Source organism: Pseudomonas sp. Pseusp49 (assembly GCF_059491875.1).
In genome coordinates this window covers 2165014-2183667 of sequence record NZ_CP168514.1, presented here as the reverse complement: position 1 = coordinate 2183667, position 18654 = coordinate 2165014, and the positions used below count along the sequence as shown (strand labels likewise).

Sequence of the window (18654 nt, the reverse complement as noted above, 5' to 3'; positions counted from 1 at the left end):
TTAAATCAATTCACGGACGTCGACGAAACGACCGTTTACGGCAGCGGCCGCGGCCATGGCCGGGCTGACGAGGTGGGTACGGCCACCGGCGCCCTGACGGCCTTCGAAGTTACGGTTGGAGGTCGAGGCGCAATGCTCGCCACTTTCCAAACGGTCCGGGTTCATCGCCAGGCACATCGAGCAACCCGGCTCACGCCATTCGAAACCGGCTTCGAGGAAAATCTTGTCCAGGCCTTCCGATTCGGCCTGAGCCTTCACCAGGCCCGAGCCCGGAACGACGATGGCCTGCTTGATGGTCGAGGCCACTTTGCGGCCCTTGGCGATCACCGCGGCGGCGCGCAGGTCTTCGATCCGCGAGTTGGTGCAGGAACCGATGAACACGCGGTCGAGCTGAATGTCGGTGATCGCCTGGTTGGCGGTCAAACCCATGTACTTCAAGGCACGGACGATGGAATCACGCTTGACCAGGTCCATTTCCTTCGCAGGATCCGGCACGTTCTGGTCGACCGCCAGGACCATTTCCGGCGAGGTGCCCCAGCTGACCTGCGGCTTGATTTGCGTCGCGTCGAGCTCGACCACGGTGTCGAAACTGGCGTCGGTGTCAGACACCAGGTCTTTCCAGGCTTCGACGGCCAGGTCCCACTCCGCGCCTTTCGGCGCGAACGGACGACCCTTGACGTATTCCACAGTCTTTTCGTCTGCAGCCACCAGGCCTACGCGAGCGCCGGCTTCGATGGCCATGTTGCAGATGGTCATGCGACCTTCCACGGACAGGTCGCGAATCGCACTGCCGGCGAATTCGATGGCGTGACCGTTACCGCCGGCGGTGCCGATCTTGCCGATCACGGCGAGCACGATGTCCTTGGCGGTCACGCCGAACGGCAATTGGCCTTCGACGCGCACCAGCATGTTCTTCATTTTCTTGGCGACCAGGCACTGGGTGGCGAGCACATGCTCGACCTCGGAAGTGCCGATACCGTGGGCCAATGCGCCGAATGCGCCGTGGGTCGAGGTGTGGGAGTCGCCGCAGACCACGGTCATGCCCGGCAAGGTGGCGCCCTGCTCCGGGCCGATGACGTGGACGATGCCCTGGCGAACGTCGTTCATCTTGAATTCGACAATGCCGTATTCATCGCAGTTGTCATCGAGGGTCTGGACTTGCAGGCGCGAGACCTGGTCAACGATGGCGTCGATGCCGCCCTTGCGCTCCGGGGTGGTCGGTACGTTGTGGTCCGGGGTCGCGATGTTGGCATCGATGCGCCATGGCTTGCGCCCGGCCAGACGCAGGCCTTCGAAGGCTTGCGGCGAAGTCACTTCGTGGATGATGTGACGATCGATGTAGATCAGCGCAGAGCCATCGTCGCGCTGCTTGACCAAATGCGAATCCCAGAGCTTGTCGTAGAGCGTTTTGCCGGCCATCAGACGGTTTCCTCATCAGCTTGTTTCTATGCCCTGGGTCTTGAGCGATTCAATAACCCCTTGGCTTGTGAGGTCGATCCTATGGGGTTACATTAAATAACTCAAATTCATATTTTTTATGCTTTGGATAACCAACTGGAATACAAACATGGACCTGGCCAACCTCAATGCTTTTATTGCCATTGCCGAGACAGGAAGTTTCTCCGGCGCAGGTGAACGGCTGCACCTGACCCAGCCGGCCATCAGCAAGCGCATCGCCGGACTGGAGCAGCAATTGAAGGTGCGGCTGTTCGATCGCCTGGGCCGTGAAGTGGGCTTGACCGAGGCCGGGCGCGCCCTGCTGCCGCGGGCCTATCAGATTCTCAATGTGCTGGATGATACGCGCCGCGCCCTGACCAACCTCACCGGCGAAGTGACCGGCCGCCTGACCCTGGCCACCAGTCACCACATCGGCCTGCACCGTCTGCCACCCTTATTAAGGGAATTCACCCGACGCTACCCGCAAGTGGCGCTGGATATTCAGTTCCTCGATTCGGAAGTGGCCTACGAGGAAATTCTCCATGGCCGCGCCGAACTGGCGGTCATCACCCTCGCACCGGAGCCCCACACATTGGTCAAGGCCACCCCGGTGTGGGACGACCCGCTGGATTTCGTGGTCGCCCCGGAGCACTCACTGCTCAACAACGGCAAGGTCAGCCTGGCGGACATCGCCCGACACCCGGCGGTTTTCCCCGGCGGCAACACCTTTACCCACCACATCGTGCAACGGCTGTTTGAAGCCCAGGGCCTGACGCCCAACATCGCCATGAGTACCAACTACCTGGAAACCATCAAGATGATGGTCTCGATCGGTCTGGCCTGGAGTGTCTTGCCGCGCACCATGCTCGACGACCAGGTGGCGCGCATACCTTTGCCGGGCATACAGCTCACTCGCCAGCTAGGCTATATCCTGCACACGGAAAGGACGCTGTCGAATGCTGCGCGGGCCTTCATGGCCTTGCTGGACGCTCAACTCGATCTGCCAGGGACTCAAGGCTAACTTGTGCTACTCCTATAGAGCCGCGAATACCTGCAACAAACGCCCAACACCAGCCCAAGGCTTGCCAATGCCGAAATCTGTAGACCGTATTCCGCCGATGCCGCGTATCCAGGCAATTGATCCGAAAAGCTCCGAACAGAGCTGGGAAAGCGCCTCGCAATTGCTCGCCGCGCTCAACGGAGCGCGCCTGGGCGCCTGGTATTGGGACATCGAGCGCGGGCAGATCAGCTGGTCCCGGGGTACGCAGGCGCTGTTCGGCTTCGATCCACGGCAACCGCTGCCCCATGACCTGGAATACCTCGACCTGCTGCCGCCAGAGGATCGCGCCAAAACAGTTCGTGCCTTTCACGCGGTCATCGGCGGTGCGCCGCTGGAGCAGGCCATGCACCACCGCATCCGTTGGCCCGACGGCAGCCTGCACTGGCTGGAAATCAGCGGCAGCCTGTTGCCGGACAAGCATGGCCGGCCGCGGATGATCGGCGTGATCCGCGAGATCACTCACCAGCGCCAGCGTGAGCAGGCGTTGAGCAGCTCGGAAAAACGCTTCGCCACCCTGTTTCACCTGTGCCCGAACATGGTTCTGCTGACTCGTCAGGAAGACGGCCTGATTACCGAAGCCAACCAGTATTTCGAAAGCCTGTTCGGTTGGCCGGTGCAAAACGCGATCGGCCGCACCACCCTGGAACTGGGGCTCTGGGTACACCCCGAGCAACGAGCCGATCTGGTCAAGGCCACTAAAGCCAAAGGCGACCTGGTCAGCATGGAAGTGCAGTTCCGCGCCAGCAACGGCCAGATCCATGACGGCATCCTCAGTGCGCAAAAAGTCGAGCTCGAAGGCCAGCCCTATCTGCTGAGCACCTTCCTCGACACCACCGAACGCAAAGCCGCCGAACACGCCCTCAAGGACAGCCAGGAACGCCTCGACCTGGCCCTGGATTCGGCGCAACTCGGTACCTGGGACTGGCACATTCCCAGCGGCATGCTCTACGGATCGGCACGGGCCGCCCAACTGCACGGCCTGGAAGCCAAACCCTTTCACGAATCCTTCGACGCGTTTTTCGAGGGCGTGCCCGGCGAAGAGCGCGACACCATGCGCGACGCCTACCGCAGCCTGCGCGAAGGCCCGGCCGGCAACTATCAATTGACCTACCGCGTGCAATTGCCCGACGGCAGTTCACGCTACCTGGAAAGCCGCGCCCGCCTCTACCGCGATGACAACGGCGTGCCGGTGCGCATGGCCGGCACCTTGCTCGACATCACCGACCAGGTGGAGCGCGAACAACGGCTGGTGGCCTCCGAAGAAAAATTCGCCACGCTGTTCCAGGTCAGCCCCGATCCGATCTGCGTCACCCACCAGGACAGCGGCCAGTTCATCGAAATCAACTCCAGCTTCACCCAGACCTTCGGCTGGAGCACCGCCGATGTGATCGGCCGCAGCGCCGACGAAATCGGCTTGTGGGACGCCTCGGCGAAAAGCCTGCGACGGATCGAACAAGTGATCCGCGAACAAGGCCTGAACAATGTCGCCATACTGGTCCAGCACAAGGACGGACAGGCCCTGACCTGCGTGATTTCCAGCCGTCAGATCAGCGTCGGCGACCAGCCCTGCATCGTCACCACGCTGCGCGACATCACCCAGCAACAACGCTCGGAAGCGGCGCTCAAGGCCAGTGAAGAGAAGTTTGCCAAGGCCTTCCACTCCAGCCCCGACGCCATCACCATCACCGAGCGCGACACCGGCCGCTATCTGGAGGTCAACGACGGTTTCTGCCGCCTGACCGGCTACCGCGCCGAGGAAGTGGTGGGCCGTACGGTGTACCAGGTCGGGATCTGGGCAGAAGAAAAACAACGCTCGGCGCTGCTGGCCGAATTGCAGATCAAGGGCCGGGTTCATCACCAGGAAATGCTCGGGCGCAACAAGCGCGGCGAACTGCTCACCGTCGAAGTCTCGGTGGAGCCGATCACCCTCAACGAAACCGCCTGCCTGCTGTTGACCGCACGGGACGTGAGCCTGCTGAAAAACGCCGAAGCGCAGATTCGCCACCTGGCCTACCACGACCCACTGACCAACCTGCCCAACCGTGCGTTGCTGATGGACCGCCTGAGCCAGCAGATCGCTCTGCTCAAACGGCACAACCTGCGCGGCGCGCTGATGTTCCTCGACCTCGACCATTTCAAGCACATCAACGACTCCCTCGGGCACCCGGTGGGCGATACCGTGCTGAAAATCATCACCGCGCGCCTGGAGGCCAGCGTGCGCATGGAGGACACCGTTGCGCGCCTGGGTGGCGACGAATTCGTGGTGCTGCTCAGCGGTCTCGAAGGCTCGCGCAGCGAAGTCAGCGATCAGGTTCGCGAACTGGCCGACACCCTCCGCGAGCTGCTGTCCGAGCCGATGTTCCTCGACGGCCAGCGCCTGCAAGTGACGCCCAGCATCGGCATTGCGCTGATCCCCGATCACGGCTCGACCCCGACCGACCTGCTCAAGCGCGCCGACATCGCGCTCTATCGCGCCAAGGACTCGGGGCGCAATACCGCGCAGATGTACCACAACACCATGCAGAAGGCCGCGAGCGAACGCCTGCGCATGGAAACCGACCTTCGCCTGGCCCTGTCCCGAGGCGAGTTTCGCGTGCATTACCAACCCCAGGTCGACGCCCGGGGCGACCGCATCGTCGGCGCCGAGGCCCTGGTGCGCTGGAATCACCCGGAACTCGGCGCACAGTCACCCACCGAGTTCATCAAGGTGCTGGAAGACAGCGGACTGATCCTGGAGGTCGGCACCTGGATCCTCGACGAAGCCTGCCAGGCCTTCAAGCAATTGATCGACCGAGGCGTGGTGAACCCGTACAAATTCAGCCTGTGCGTGAACATCAGCCCGCGCCAGTTCCGCCAGAACGATTTCGTTGAACGCGTTGAAAACAGCCTCGCCACCTATGGGCTGCCCTGCTCGTTGCTGAAACTGGAAATCACCGAAGGCATCGTGATCCAGAACCTGGAAGACACCATCAGCAAAATGCGCCGCCTGAAGAAACTCGGCGTGAGCTTCGCCATGGACGACTTCGGCACCGGCTATTCCTCACTGACCTACCTCAAGCGCCTGCCGGTCGACACCCTGAAAATCGACCAGTCGTTCATCCGCGACGCCACCAGCGACCCGAACGACGCCGAGATCATCCGCGCCATCGTCGCCATGGCCCGCAGCCTGGATTTGAAGGTGATTGCCGAAGGGGTGGAAACAGCGGAGCAGCTTGAGTTCCTGCAGGGGCTGGAGTGCCACTTCTACCAAGGGTATTTGCACAGCCCGCCGTTGCCGGTGGAAGAGTTCCAGAAACTCCTGAAATAACGCAAACCCTGTAGGAGCTGCCGCAGGCTGCGATCTTTTGATCTTGATCTTAAAAAACAAAATCAAAAGATCGCAGCCTTCGGCAGCTCCTACAGGGCACAAAAAAAAGGGCGCCGATGGCGCCCTTTTTTGTGCCCGGACTCAGTGTTGCAGAGCCGGTTTTTGCACCCCGTTGATCGGGATGCGCTTGGCTTTCGCCTCTTCCGGAATCACCCGCAGCAGGTCGATGCTCAACAGACCGTTGCTCAGGCCGGCAGCCTTGATCTCGATGTGGTCCGCCAGACGGAAGGACAGTTTGAAGGCACGCTGCGCAATGCCCTGATACAGATAAGTGACGTCTTCGTTTGCGTCGCGTTTACCGCCACTGATGGTCAGCACACCCTTCTCGACTTCGAGCTCCAGGTCTTCTTCCTGGAAACCAGCCGCTGCGATGACAATACGGTACTGGTCGTCGCCATGTTTTTCCACGTTATAGGGTGGATAGCTGCTGCCTGGCTCATTGCGCAGGGCGGTTTCGAACAGGTCGTTGAAACGGTCGAAACCTACCGAGGAACGGAACAGTGGGGCCATGGAAAATGTAGTAGCCATGATTCAAATCTCCTGAAAACAATCAGCAAGGTTTTTTGTCTCCGCGACCCGAATTCGGCATCGCGTAACCCTTAGATAGGGACCGCCGATTGCATTTCAAGAGCTTATTTTCCACTTTTTTTAAAAGAGCCTCAGGCGGCTTCAGCCACCGGCAGCCCCAACAAACGCGAGACGTTATCCAGTTCGGTCTCACGACGCAGGACGGTGAACAGCTCTACCGCCTCGGGATAATTGCGGGTCAGCATCGCCAGCCATTGCTTCAGGCGACCCGGCGATTGGCGTGGCGTCATCTGCGCCTTGGCTTGCAGCCAGAAGTCCTGGATCAGCGGCAGCAGTTCGCTCCAGGTCATCTCCACGACCTCTTCACCGGCCCGGGCAGCGGCGATCTGCTTGGCCAGATCGGGGCGCGAGACCAGGCCGCGACCGAGCATGATGTCTTCCACGCCACTGATCTCGCGGCAACGGCGCCAGTCTTCGACGCTCCAGATATCACCATTGGCGAACACCGGCACCTTGACCACCTCCTGCACCCGCGGAATCCACTCCCAGTGCGCCGGCGGCTTGTAGCCATCGACCTTGGTCCGCGCGTGCACCACGATATGTTCCGCACCGCCTTCGGCCAGGGCCGTGGCACACACCAGCGAACCGTCCGGGCTGTCGAAGCCCAGGCGCATCTTGGCGGTGACCGGAATGTGCGCGGGGATGGCACGACGGACGTGCTCGACGATCTGGTTGAGCAGCTCGGGTTCCTTGAGCAGGACCGCGCCACCACGGGATTTGTTGACGGTCTTGGCCGGGCAGCCGAAGTTCAGGTCGATCACTTCCGAACCCAGCTCGCACGCCAGCGCGGCATTTTCCGCCAGGCACACCGGATCGGAACCGAGCAGTTGCACACGCAGCGGCACGCCAGAGGCTGTCCGGGCACCGTTGAGCAGCTCCGGGCCGAACTTGTGGAAATAGGCAGGCGTCAGCAACTGGTCGTTGACCCGAATGAACTCGGTCACGCACCAGTCAATACCACCCACGCGGGTCAGCACATCGCGCAGGATGTCGTCGACCAACCCCTCCATGGGCGCCAAAGCAATTTGCATGAAAAACACACTCGAGGAAAAACGTGCGGCAGTTTACTGGGTTTCAGCAATGAAAAGGTAAACCCCTGTGTAGGAGCTGCCGCAGGCTGCGATCTTTTGATCTTAAAAAATCAAGAGCAAAAGATCGCAGCCTGCGGCAGCTCCTACAAGGATTGTGTCAGGCTGGGGTGAGTAGCGCCGGGCCATAGCCTTCGATGAACTCCGTCGGCATGCGCTTGGGTTTGCCGGTGGACAGCTCGATGCAGACGAACGTGGTTTGCGCGCGCAGCAACGTTGCATTGTCGCTGGGGCGAATCAGCTGGAAGTGCCGGGTCATTTTCAGGCGCTGATCCCAATCGACGATCCAGGTCGCCAATTGCAGTTCGTCGCCTTCGTAGGCCGCGGCCAGGTAATCGATCTCGTGGCGCACCACCGCCATCGCCCGGTCCAGCCGCCGGTATTCGACCAGATCCAGGCCAAGGCGTTGGGAGTGGCGCCAGGCGCAGCGCTCGAGCCAGGTCACGTAGACCGCGTTGTTCGCGTGTCCCAGCCCGTCAATGTCCTCGGCGTCCACTTGCAGATCAATGATAAATGGCGTTTCCCGATCCCAGCCCATGCCCCACTCCCGGTCAGATGATTTCGACCGGGGCAGTGTAACGGAAGCTCAAGCGGATTGGCGTGATTGCAGACTGCGACCGGCCAGCAGTGATAACACGCCATCAATCACTCGGGGGTCGGCCAATACGCGCTGATGACCACCCTCCTTCAAGCGCAGCAGGCGACTGTCGAACCACGCTTCGTGGATCAATTCCGACTCACTGGCCGGGACGAAGTCATCATCTTCGGCGTGAACGATCAGGCCGGGCATATCGAGTTGATAGTGCGCGACATCCAGCATCGCGGCGCGCATGCCGACATCATTCTCCACCTGACGAATGAACGCCGAGCGAGCCTTCGGCGGCAGCCCGACATAACGGGCGAAACCACGCAGTACGCCGAGAATCCGCGCCGGGGCGGCAATGCTCACCAGGGTTTCGGTACGCAAACCCAACTGGACCGCGAGCATGGCACTGGCGCCACCCATGGAGTGGCCGATGACCGCTTGCAGCGGCGGCAGTTCGGAAGCGGCTTCAAGCATGGCGCGAGCAAACAGCACCACATTCGCCTCCTTGCCCGGTGAGCGGCCGTGGGCCGGACCATCCAGGGCGACGACCGAGTAACCGGCATCGACCAGCGCGGTGATGAGGCTGGCAAACTGCGTTGGCCGGCCTTCCCAGCCGTGCATCAGCAGCACGGCCGGCCCCTGCCCCCAGCGCAGCGCCGACAGGCCAAACCGCAGGGTAATGCGCTCGGATCGCGCTAACAGCGGCAGTTCCCAGTCACGGGGCGGCAGGTCCCGCGGAGTCATGAAGGCCAGTCGCATTTTGCTCGCGACCAGTTTCGGGGCAAACCAGCCCAAGGTGCCATTAACGCCACGAACCCACTTTAACGCGCTCATCGCATTCTCCTCAGGCCGCAGCCTTCAGGGTCAACGCACTGCCGATTTGGCGGCGCGCAGTAATCGATCGGACAACTCGCCCGGCCCCAGCGCCCGCGCCAGAGCCAGCCCACCCACCATCAAGGCCATATCGGCCAGGGCTTTTTCGGTTTCTTCAGGGCTGGCCGCCAACTGCGCGACCATCAATTCCACATGCTCATTCAGGGCGACACGAAACGCTTCCGGCAGCCGCCCCAGCTCGCCGACCGATGCCGGGATCGGACAGGCCGATTCGGAGGAGTCACGGTGCTTGCGCGACAGATAGAACGCGGCCACCAGCGCCCGGCGCTCTTCACCGGTCAACTGCGCATCCATGTCGGCAATCAGGTCGCGGCGGTGACCGAGCAATTGCTTGAACGCCTCGAGCATCATCGCGTCCTTGCTTTCGAAGTGTGCGTAGAAGCCGCCGACCGTCAGGCCCGCCGCGCCCATCACTTCGCCCACGCTTGGCTCGGCCGGGCCGCGCTGAATCAGCGCTGCGCTGGCAGCCTTGAGGATGCGCTCGCGGGTTTGAGCTTTTTTATCGTTCATCGTTGCCTCCGAATATTACGATTGAAATATTATTCTCATAATAAATTTTAGCAAGTCATGGGCGTGACCGCTGGTCTGAAGAACAGTTTTTTTGGAAATGGAGGAATTTGGCCAAACGCCAGACAAACAAAAGGGCCATTCAATAATTGAATGACCCTTATAAATCCCGCAGAGCGGGTAATCGTGGCGTCCCCTAGGGGACTCGAACCCCTGTTACCGCCGTGAAAGGGCGGTGTCCTAGGCCACTAGACGAAGGGGACACAAACCCTTCTATACAACTGATCAGTGCTGAGTGCTGATCGATTCAAGGCCGGTGTGGCCAGACCTTGAACTGTAAAATTGGTGGAGCTAAGCGGGATCGAACCGCTGACCTCCTGCATGCCATGCAGGCGCTCTCCCAGCTGAGCTATAGCCCCGGATTTTTCGCCTCGCGGCGGAGCGACATCTTGCAACATCGCTTCTGTAAAACTGGCGTCCCCTAGGGGACTCGAACCCCTGTTACCGCCGTGAAAGGGCGGTGTCCTAGGCCACTAGACGAAGGGGACGCAAACCCTTCTATACAACTGATCAGTGCTGAGAGCTGATCGCTTCAAGGCCGGTGTGGCCAGGCCTTGAAGTGTAAATTGGTGGAGCTAGACGGGATCGAACCGTCGACCTCTTGCATGCCATGCAAGCGCTCTCCCAGCTGAGCTATAGCCCCTCATCGTTGATGTCATCGCTGAGGACGGGGCGAATCTTAAGGGCGTATCGAAAGCCTGTCAAACTTATTTTTGAAATTTTTCAAAATTTTTTGTCGGCATAACAACCACTTACCGCCCTCCCCCCGGAAATTCGGGAGGTTTACACGCAACACAGACCTGTAGGAGCTGCCGAAGGCTGCGATCTTTTAGAAGCCAACGTCAAAAGATCGCAGCCTGCGGCAGCTCCTACAGGGGATCAGGAGCAGTTAGGCGATGGCGCCCAACAGCTTTTCCCACTCTTTGTTTTCTTTCTTCGACACACCGCCCAGCAGATCGATGGCCTGGCGCAGACGGAATCGGGTCAGGTCCGGACCGAGGATTTCCATCGCATCGAGCACCGACACCGAACTCGCCTGGCCGGTGATCGCGGCAAACATCAGCGGCATGGCATCACGCAGCTTCAACTCCAGGGATTCGACCACGGCCTGAATGGTCGCGGTGATGCTGTCCTTCTCCCACTGACGCAGGCTTTCGAGCTTCCACAGGATCAACTGCATCAACTGACGGACCTGATCACCCGACAGTTTCTTGGATTCGAACAGCTTGGCGTCCGGATTCACGCCACCGGCAAAGAAGAACCCGGCCAGCGGTGCCACCTGGCTGAAGGTTTCGACCCGGCCCTGCACGTGCGGTGCGATCTTCATCATGTATTCGGAATTGAACGCCCACTTCTGCACGCGCGCGGCGAACTCTTCCACCGGCAGGTCACGCAGCCACTGGCCATTCAGCCAGGACAGCTTCTCGATGTCGAAGATCGGCCCGCCGAGGGACACGCGCTTCAGGTCGAAGTGGTCGACCATTTCCTGCAACGAGAATTTCTCGCGCTCGTCCGGCATCGACCAGCCCATGCGGCCCAGGTAATTGAGCATCGCTTCCGGCATGAAGCCCATGCGCTCGTAGAACGTCACCGAGGTCGGGTTCTTGCGTTTGGACAGCTTGCTCTTGTCCGGGTTACGCAGCAGCGGCATGTAGCACAGCTCCGGTTGTTCCCAGCCGAAGTACTCGTAAAGCAGGATCAGCTTCGGTGCCGATGGCAGCCACTCTTCGCCGCGCAATACATGGGTGATGCCCATCAGGTGATCGTCGACCACGTTGGCCAGGAAGTACGTCGGCAGGCCGTCGGTCTTCATCAGGACTTGCATGTCCATGCGGTCCCACGGGATCTCGACGTCGCCACGCAGCATGTCCGGCACCACGCAGACGCCTTCGCTCGGCACCTTCATGCGGATCACATGGGGTTCGCCAGCGGCCAGGCGACGGGCGACTTCTTCCTTGGACAGCAGCAGCGCGCGGCCGTCGTAACGCGGGGTTTCCCCGCGAGCCATCTGCTCGGCGCGCATCTGGTCCAGCTCTTCGGCGGTGCAGAAGCACGGGAAGGCATGCCCCATGTCGACCAGTTGCTGGCAATACTTCTGATAAATATCGCCGCGCTCGCTTTGCCGATACGGACCGTGCGGGCCGCCGACGTCCGGGCCTTCGCTCCAGTCGATCCCCAGCCAGCGCAAGGCGTCGAAAATCTGCTGCTCGGACTCGCGGGTCGAACGCAATTGGTCGGTGTCTTCGATCCGCAGGATGAACTCACCGCCATGCTGCTTGGCAAAGCAGTAGTTGAACAAGGCGATGTAGGCGGTACCTACGTGGGGATCCCCAGTAGGCGATGGCGCGATGCGAGTGCGGACGGTGGTCATGGCATGTCTCGAAAAGAAAAAAAAGCGAAGTTCAAACTAGGCGCGAATGGTAACAGGCGACACCCGCCCGGCTCCAGCGAACAGGGCATTTAAGCCAAGGTTGCGTCTGTAACGCCCCTATGACGCGGTGAATGGCCGAATATCCGCCGATGGCATTTACCACTTATCGGCTGTATGCCAGATTTGCCTGCTGATAACTTCCCTTACAATTTCTCGACTACAGTTTGCCACATGCCTGCCCAACTCAAGCGTCGCCTCTTTACATTCCTGCTGATGGTCCTGTTGATTGCCGGGGGCCTGTTTGCCCATTGGTTCTTCAAGGGGCGCTTTTATGAAAGCACCGACAACGCTTATGTCCAGGGCGAGATCACCCGTGTGTCGAGCCAGCTGGGCGCGCGCATCGATCAGGTGCTGGTGCAGGACAACCAGCATGTCGAGAAGGGCCAGTTGCTGATCAAACTCGAAGGCGACGACTTCCGCCTCGCTGTCGACCGCGCCAATGCCGCCCTGGCCACCCGCCAGGCCGAGCGCCTGCAAGCCCAGAGCAAGCTGACCCAGCAAGCCAGCCTGATTGCCGCCAGCGAAGCGCAAGTCGCGTCCAGCCAGGCCAGTCTGGGCCGCTCGCAGATCGACCTGACCCGCGCCGAGACCTTGCGCAAACCCGGTTATGTCTCGGAAGAGCGGGTGACCACCCTCTCCGCCGAATCCCACATTGCCCGCTCGCAAGTGGCCAAGGCCCAGGCCGATGCGCAAAGTCAGCGCCAGCAAGTCAACGCGCTGACCGCCGAGATCAAACGCCTGGACGCGCAGATCGCCAACGCAAAAACCGACCTGGCCCAGGCCGAACTGAACCTGACCCGCAGCGAAATCCACGCCCCCATCAGCGGCCTGATCGGCCAGCGCGCTGCCCGCGAAGGCCAATACGTGCAGGCCGGCGCTTACCTGCTGTCGATCGTGCCGGACGAAGACATCTGGATTCAGGCCAACTTCAAGGAAACCCAGATCGGCCACATGCAGCCCGGCCAGAAAGCCGAGCTGACCTTCGACGCCTACAGCGACACGCCGATCGAAGCCCGCGTCGACAGTCTGTTCGCCGCCTCGGGCGCGCAGTTCAGCCTGTTGCCGCCAGACAATGCCACGGGCAACTTCACCAAAGTCGTGCAACGGATTCCGGTAAAACTGACCTTCGCCGCCGACAACCCACTGCGCGGCAAGATTCGTCCGGGCATGTCGGTGACCGCCAAGGTGAACATCAAGGATGCCCCGGCAGACGTCACCCCCACAGTGAGCAGCAAAGACGCCGCCGACGATGGCCGGTGATCAACTGATCCGCCCGGTCGGCGAACCGACCCGGCGGGACTGGATCGCGGTGATGAGCGTGATGCTCGGTGCCTTCATGGCGGTGCTGGATATCCAGATCACCAATTCCTCGCTCAAGGATATCCAGGGCGCGCTATCGGCGACCCTGGAGGAAGGCTCATGGATTTCCACCTCCTACCTGGTGGCGGAGATCATCATGATCCCGCTCACTGCCTGGCTCGTGCAGTTGTTGTCGGCGCGACGCCTGGCGGTGTGGGTGTCCCTCGGTTTTCTCGCGGCCTCCCTGCTCTGCTCCATGGCCTGGAGCCTGGAGAGCATGATCGTGTTTCGCGCCCTGCAGGGGTTTACCGGCGGCGCGCTGATTCCGCTGGCGTTCACCCTGACCCTGATCAAGCTCCCGGAACACCACCGCGCCAAAGGCATGGCCATGTTCGCGATGACCGCCACCTTCGCGCCCTCCATCGGCCCGACCCTCGGCGGCTGGCTGACGGAGAACTGGGGCTGGGAATACATCTTCTACATCAACATCCCGCCCGGCTTGATCATGATCGCCGGCCTGATGTACGGTCTGGAGAAGAAAGAAGCACACTGGGAATTGCTGAAAAGCACCGACTACGCCGGCATTCTCACCCTCGGCGTCGGGCTCGGTTGTCTGCAGGTATTCCTGGAGGAAGGCCATCGCAAGGACTGGCTGGAATCCAGCCTGATCGTGACCCTGGGCAGCATCGCGCTGGTCAGCCTGATCACCTTCGTCATCGTGCAGTTTTCCAAACCCAATCCGTTGATCAACCTCGGCATCCTCGGCAACCGCAATTTCGGCTTGTCCAGTATTTCCAGCGTCGGCATGGGGGTTGGGCTGTACGGCTCGATCTACCTGCTGCCGCTGTACCTGGCGCAAATCCAGAACTACAACGCTCTGCAGATTGGCGAAGTGATCATGTGGATGGGGGTGCCGCAGCTGTTTCTGATCCCGCTGGTGCCCAAACTGATGAAGTTCGTCTCGCCGAAATGGCTGTGTACATTGGGCTTCGGGCTATTCGGGTTGGCGAGCTTCTCTTCGGGTGTGCTGAACCCGGACTTTGCCGGACCGCAGTTCAATCAGATCCAGATCATCCGCGCCCTGGGCCAGCCGCTGATCATGGTCACCATCTCGCTGATCGCGACGTCCTACATCCTGCCCCAGGATGCAGGGTCGGCCTCGAGCCTGTTCAACATCCTGCGCAACCTCGGCGGGGCCATCGGCATCGCCCTGCTCGCCACGCTGCTGGATGCGCGGACCAAGGTTTATTTTGATTACCTGCGTGAGTCCATCGTGCCGAGCAATCCGCAGGTGGCCGAGCGCATTGTCTCGCTGACCGACCGGTTGGGCAGTGAAACGGCGGCATTGGGCAAACTCAGCGAGATCGCGCATCAACAGGCGTCGATCATGGCCTACAACGATGCGTTTCATTTTGTCGGGATTGCGCTGGGGATCAGCATGCTGGCGGTGTTGCTGACCCGGAAATTGCCGGCGGGGTTGAAGGCCGGCGAGGCCCATTGATACACCGCTACCTTGTGTAGGAGCTGCCGCAGGCTGCGATCTTTTGATTTTTTTAAGATCAAGATCAAAAGATCGCAGCCTGCGGCAGCTCCTACAGGGGGAATTGTCCGGCCATCAATTGGCGTGTTTCAGACGGTAATCAACCGCTCGCGCAACTTGGCAATTTCGTCGCGCATCTGTGCCGCGGCCTCGAATTCCAGGTCGCGAGCGAGCTGGTACATCTTCTCTTCCAGCCCCTTGATGCGCTTGGCGATCTCGCCCGGCGAGCGCAATTCGGCTTCGTATTTGGCGTTTTCCTCGGCGGCCTTGGCCATGCCCTTGCGCTTCTTGCTGCGCGAGCCGGGCACTGTGGCGCCTTCCATGATGTCGGCGACATCCTTGAACACGCCTTTGGGCGTGATGCCATTGGCCAGGTTAAAGGCAATCTGCTTGTCGCGACGACGCTCGGTTTCGCCGATCGCCCGCTCCATGGAACCCGTGATGCGGTCGGCATACAGAATCGCCCGGCCATTGAGGTTACGCGCCGCCCGGCCGATGGTCTGGATCAGCGAGCGCTCGGAACGCAGGAAGCCTTCCTTGTCGGCATCGAGGATCGCCACCAGCGACACTTCCGGCATGTCCAGGCCTTCGCGCAACAGGTTGATGCCCACCAGCACATCGAAGGTGCCCAGGCGCAAGTCGCGGATGATTTCGACCCGTTCCACGGTGTCGATATCCGAGTGCAGGTAGCGCACGCGCACGCCGTGGTCGGCCAGATAGTCGGTCAAGTCTTCGGCCATGCGCTTGGTCAGCGTCGTGACCAGCACCCGCTCTTCCAGAGCGACACGCTTGGTGATTTCCGACAGCAAGTCGTCGACCTGGGTCAGTGCCGGGCGGATCTCTATTTGCGGGTCCACCAGCCCGGTCGGGCGCACCACCATGTCAATCACGCGCCCGGCGTGCTCGGCTTCATAGTTGCCCGGCGTCGCCGAGACGAAAATCGTCTGCGGGCTGATGCTTTCCCATTCATCGAAACGCATCGGCCGGTTGTCCAGGGCCGAAGGCAGGCGGAAACCGTATTCGACCAGGGTTTCCTTGCGCGAGCGGTCGCCCTTGTACATGGCGCCCACCTGCGGAACGCTGACGTGAGATTCATCGATCACCAGCAAGGCATCGGCCGGCAGGTAATCGTAAAGGGTTGGTGGCGCCGCGCCAGCTTCGCGACCGGACAGATAGCGCGAATAGTTTTCGATGCCGTTGCAGTAACCCAGTTCGAGGATCATCTCCAGATCGAAACGGGTGCGCTGCTCCAGGCGCTGGGCTTCCACCAGCTTGTTGTTGGAGCGCAGGTATTCCAGGCGTTCCTGCAACTCGACCTTGATGCCTTCGACCGCGCCCATCAGGGTTTCCCGGGGCGTGACGTAGTGGCTCTTCGGGTAGAAAGTGAAGCGCGGCAGCTTGCGGATCACTTCGCCGGTCAGCGGATCGAATGCCGACAGGCTTTCCACTTCATCGTCGAACAGTTCGATGCGGATCGCTTCGAAATCCGATTCCGCCGGGTGGATATCGATCACATCGCCGCGCACACGGAAGGTCGCGCGGGCGAATTCCATGTCGTTGCGGGTGTATTGCAGGTCGGCCAGGCGCCGTAGCAACTCACGCTGGTCGAGCTTGTCGCCGCGATCCACGTGCAACACCATCTTCAAATAGGTTTCCGGGCTGCCCAGGCCGTAGATGCACGACACCGTGGTGACGATGATCGCGTCCTTGCGCTCGAGCAATGCCTTGGTCGCCGACAGCCGCATCTGCTCGATGTGGTCGTTGATCGAGGCATCTTTCTCGATGAAGGTGTCCGAGGACGGCACGTAGGCTTCGGGTTGGTAGTAGTCGTAGTAGGAAACGAAATACTCCACCGCGTTGTTCGGGAAAAACGCCTTGAACTCGCCGTACAACTGCGCCGCCAGGGTCTTGTTCGGCGCCAGCACCAGCGTCGGGCGCTGCACCTGGGCGATCACGTTGGCGATGCTGAAGGTCTTGCCCGAGCCGGTCACACCGAGCAGCGTCTGGTGCGCCAGCCCGGCCTCGATGCCCTCGACCATCAGGCGGATGGCTTCCGGCTGATCGCCGGCGGGCTCGAAACGGGTGACTAGCTGGAATTCAGACATGAAATACCTCTGGATCACTCTTGCCGGACAAACCGACACGAACGAGAAAGACCGCAAACGACCGATGTCGCCCGAGGAAAAAACTGGATTGTGCTCAATGTGGAGCCGATTGCCAGCGCTTTCAAGGCAAACGTCCTGCATCACGCAAAACCTTTGCCGACACCATTCGACTGACGGTCGATAAATAATCGGAAAAACTTGCCTTAAAAGGTCAATCGCCTGTCGCCAGCCATCGCCGATGGCCTCTATACTAGCTCCCCGTTTGTGCACCGCTCTAGTGCATTCGGCTGGAGCGCGACACGTCCCTCCACTCTCCATTCAGAGCCGCCGCAATAATGAGCCTGTTCTCCGCTGTCGAAATGGCACCACGCGATCCAATCCTGGGCCTCAACGAAGCATTCAACGCCGATACCCGTACCAACAAGGTCAACCTGGGGGTCGGTGTTTACTGCAACGAGGAGGGGCGAATTCCACTCCTGCGCGCCGTTGTCGAAGCCGAAACGATTCGCGCCGCTCAACACGTTTCCCGTGGCTACCTGCCAATCGACGGCATCGCCGCCTACGACCAGGCCGTGCAAAAGCTGCTGTTCGGCAATGATTCGCCACTGCTCGCCGCTGGCCGCGTCATCACCACCCAGGCCGTTGGCGGTACTGGCGCTCTGAAAATCGGTGCCGACTTCCTCAAGCAACTGCTGCCGAACGCTGTCGTGGCGATCAGCGACCCGAGCTGGGAAAACCACCGCGCCCTGTTCGAAACCGCCGGTTTCCCGGTGCAGAACTACCGCTACTACGACGCCGCGACCCACGACGTGAACCGTACCGGCATGCTGGAAGACCTGAACGCGCTGCCAAACGGCTCGATCATTGTGCTGCACGCCTGCTGCCACAACCCGACCGGCGTGGACCTGAGCCCGGCCGACTGGAAAAACGTCCTGGAAGTCGTCAAAGCCAAAGGCCACGTGCCGTTCCTCGACATGGCGTATCAAGGTTTCGGCGATGGCATCGACGAAGACGCCGCTGCCGTGCGCCTGTTCGCCGAGTCGGGTCTGACTTTCTTCGCTTCCAGCTCGTTCTCCAAGTCGTTCTCGCTGTATGGCGAGCGCGTCGGTGCCCTGTCGATCGTCAGCGAATCGAAAGAAGAAAGCGCGCGCGTGCTGTCGCAGGTCAAACGCGTGATCCGTACCAACTACTCCAACCCGCCGACCCACGGTGCCAGCGTTGTCGCTGCCGTGCTGAACAGCCCGGAACTGCGCGCCCAGTGGGAAGCCGAACTCGCCGAAATGCGCCTGCGCATTCGTGGCATGCGTACCCAGATGGTCGACCTGCTGGCCAAAAAAGCGCCTCAGCGCGATTTCAGCTTCGTCGGTCGTCAGTGCGGCATGTTCTCCTACTCCGGCTTGAGCGTTGAGCAAGTTCATCGCCTGCGCAACGAGTTCGGCATCTACGCCCTGGACACCGGCCGCATCTGCGTGGCCGCGCTGAACCAGAGCAACATCGAGGTGGTGACGGACGCGATTGTCCAGGTCATCTGATTCAGCCTTGAAATGAAAAACGGGAAGCCTGTGGCTTCCCGTTTTTTATGGACCATCGATATTCCCCTAGACTGAATCAGATCAACGTGTGGGAGCGGGCTTGCTCGCGAAAGGGCCAGCAGCTCCAACACCGATGTCTCAGTCAGATCGCATTCGCGAG

General features: G+C 60.7%; 13 protein-coding genes and 4 tRNA genes. 5 read left to right on the top strand and 12 right to left on the bottom strand.

Features of this window, described 5'->3' with window-relative positions; genetic code table 11:
• Positions 1–1419 (bottom strand): 3-isopropylmalate dehydratase large subunit, encoded by a 1419-nt coding sequence (gene leuC / locus ACEN83_RS09765; RefSeq protein ID WP_116582040.1) that lies wholly within the window; start codon positions 1417–1419, stop codon positions 1–3.
• A 148-nt stretch (positions 1420–1567) separates the two neighbouring features.
• Between leuC and ACEN83_RS09760 the strand changes: the two genes are divergently transcribed.
• Both ACEN83_RS09760 and ACEN83_RS09755 read left to right on the top strand, forming a co-directional pair.
• Positions 1568–2458 (top strand): LysR family transcriptional regulator, encoded by an 891-nt coding sequence (locus ACEN83_RS09760; protein WP_007975654.1) that lies wholly within the window; start codon positions 1568–1570, stop codon positions 2456–2458.
• Between the two features lie 67 nt (positions 2459–2525).
• A complete protein-coding gene (locus ACEN83_RS09755) occupies positions 2526–5804 on the top strand; it encodes a PAS domain S-box protein (protein WP_495580123.1) in 3279 nt (1092 codons plus the stop codon).
• A 141-nt stretch (positions 5805–5945) separates the two neighbouring features.
• Here the strand turns inward: ACEN83_RS09755 and ACEN83_RS09750 are convergent, their stop codons facing one another.
• From ACEN83_RS09750 to gltX, 10 genes are all read right to left on the bottom strand, one after another.
• Positions 5946–6392, bottom strand: coding sequence for an Hsp20 family protein (locus ACEN83_RS09750; RefSeq protein WP_218474865.1), 447 nt, complete (start codon positions 6390–6392; stop codon positions 5946–5948).
• Between the two features lie 131 nt (positions 6393–6523).
• Entirely contained in the window at positions 6524–7483 is a 960-nt protein-coding gene (locus tag ACEN83_RS09745; protein ID WP_495580122.1) for a tRNA dihydrouridine synthase, read from the bottom strand.
• Between the two features lie 157 nt (positions 7484–7640).
• Positions 7641–8078 carry an acyl-CoA thioesterase gene (locus ACEN83_RS09740; RefSeq protein WP_104449648.1) on the bottom strand — a complete coding sequence of 146 codons (438 nt, stop codon included), beginning with the start codon at positions 8076–8078 and terminating at the stop codon, positions 7641–7643.
• Between the two features lie 48 nt (positions 8079–8126).
• Entirely contained in the window at positions 8127–8960 is an 834-nt protein-coding gene (locus tag ACEN83_RS09735) for an alpha/beta fold hydrolase (protein ID WP_495580121.1), read from the bottom strand.
• A gap of 30 nt (positions 8961–8990) precedes the next feature.
• Complete coding sequence (locus tag ACEN83_RS09730) at positions 8991–9530, bottom strand: TetR/AcrR family transcriptional regulator (RefSeq protein WP_007978672.1); 540 nt, start codon at positions 9528–9530, stop codon at positions 8991–8993.
• 184 nt (positions 9531–9714) lie between these two features.
• A tRNA-Glu gene (locus tag ACEN83_RS09725) sits at positions 9715–9790 on the bottom strand.
• An 80-nt stretch (positions 9791–9870) separates the two neighbouring features.
• Positions 9871–9946, bottom strand: a tRNA-Ala gene (locus ACEN83_RS09720).
• A gap of 53 nt (positions 9947–9999) precedes the next feature.
• Positions 10000–10075: transfer RNA gene (locus tag ACEN83_RS09715), tRNA-Glu, on the bottom strand.
• 79 nt (positions 10076–10154) lie between these two features.
• Positions 10155–10230 (bottom strand) — tRNA-Ala (locus tag ACEN83_RS09710).
• Between the two features lie 246 nt (positions 10231–10476).
• Positions 10477–11958: a glutamate--tRNA ligase gene (gene gltX / locus ACEN83_RS09705; RefSeq protein WP_104449650.1), complete on the bottom strand. Its 1482-nt coding sequence runs from the start codon at positions 11956–11958 to the stop codon at positions 10477–10479.
• A gap of 231 nt (positions 11959–12189) precedes the next feature.
• Between gltX and ACEN83_RS09700 the strand changes: the two genes are divergently transcribed.
• Positions 12190–13278: an HlyD family secretion protein gene (locus ACEN83_RS09700; protein ID WP_495580120.1), complete on the top strand. Its 1089-nt coding sequence runs from the start codon at positions 12190–12192 to the stop codon at positions 13276–13278.
• On the top strand, positions 13268–14818 hold the full coding sequence (locus ACEN83_RS09695) for an MDR family MFS transporter (RefSeq protein WP_495580119.1): 1551 nt from the start codon (positions 13268–13270) through the stop codon (positions 14816–14818). The genes ACEN83_RS09700 and ACEN83_RS09695 overlap by 11 nt, the downstream gene beginning before the upstream one ends.
• Before the next feature lie 128 nt (positions 14819–14946).
• On the opposite strand, the gene uvrB is transcribed toward ACEN83_RS09695, so the two are convergent.
• Positions 14947–16962, bottom strand: coding sequence for an excinuclease ABC subunit UvrB (gene uvrB / locus ACEN83_RS09690; RefSeq protein ID WP_495580118.1), 2016 nt, complete (start codon positions 16960–16962; stop codon positions 14947–14949).
• 335 nt (positions 16963–17297) lie between these two features.
• Between uvrB and ACEN83_RS09685 the strand changes: the two genes are divergently transcribed.
• Positions 17298–18494 carry an amino acid aminotransferase gene (locus ACEN83_RS09685; RefSeq protein ID WP_007978664.1) on the top strand — a complete coding sequence of 399 codons (1197 nt, stop codon included), beginning with the start codon at positions 17298–17300 and terminating at the stop codon, positions 18492–18494.
• The last annotated feature ends 160 nt before the right edge of the window (positions 18495–18654 follow it).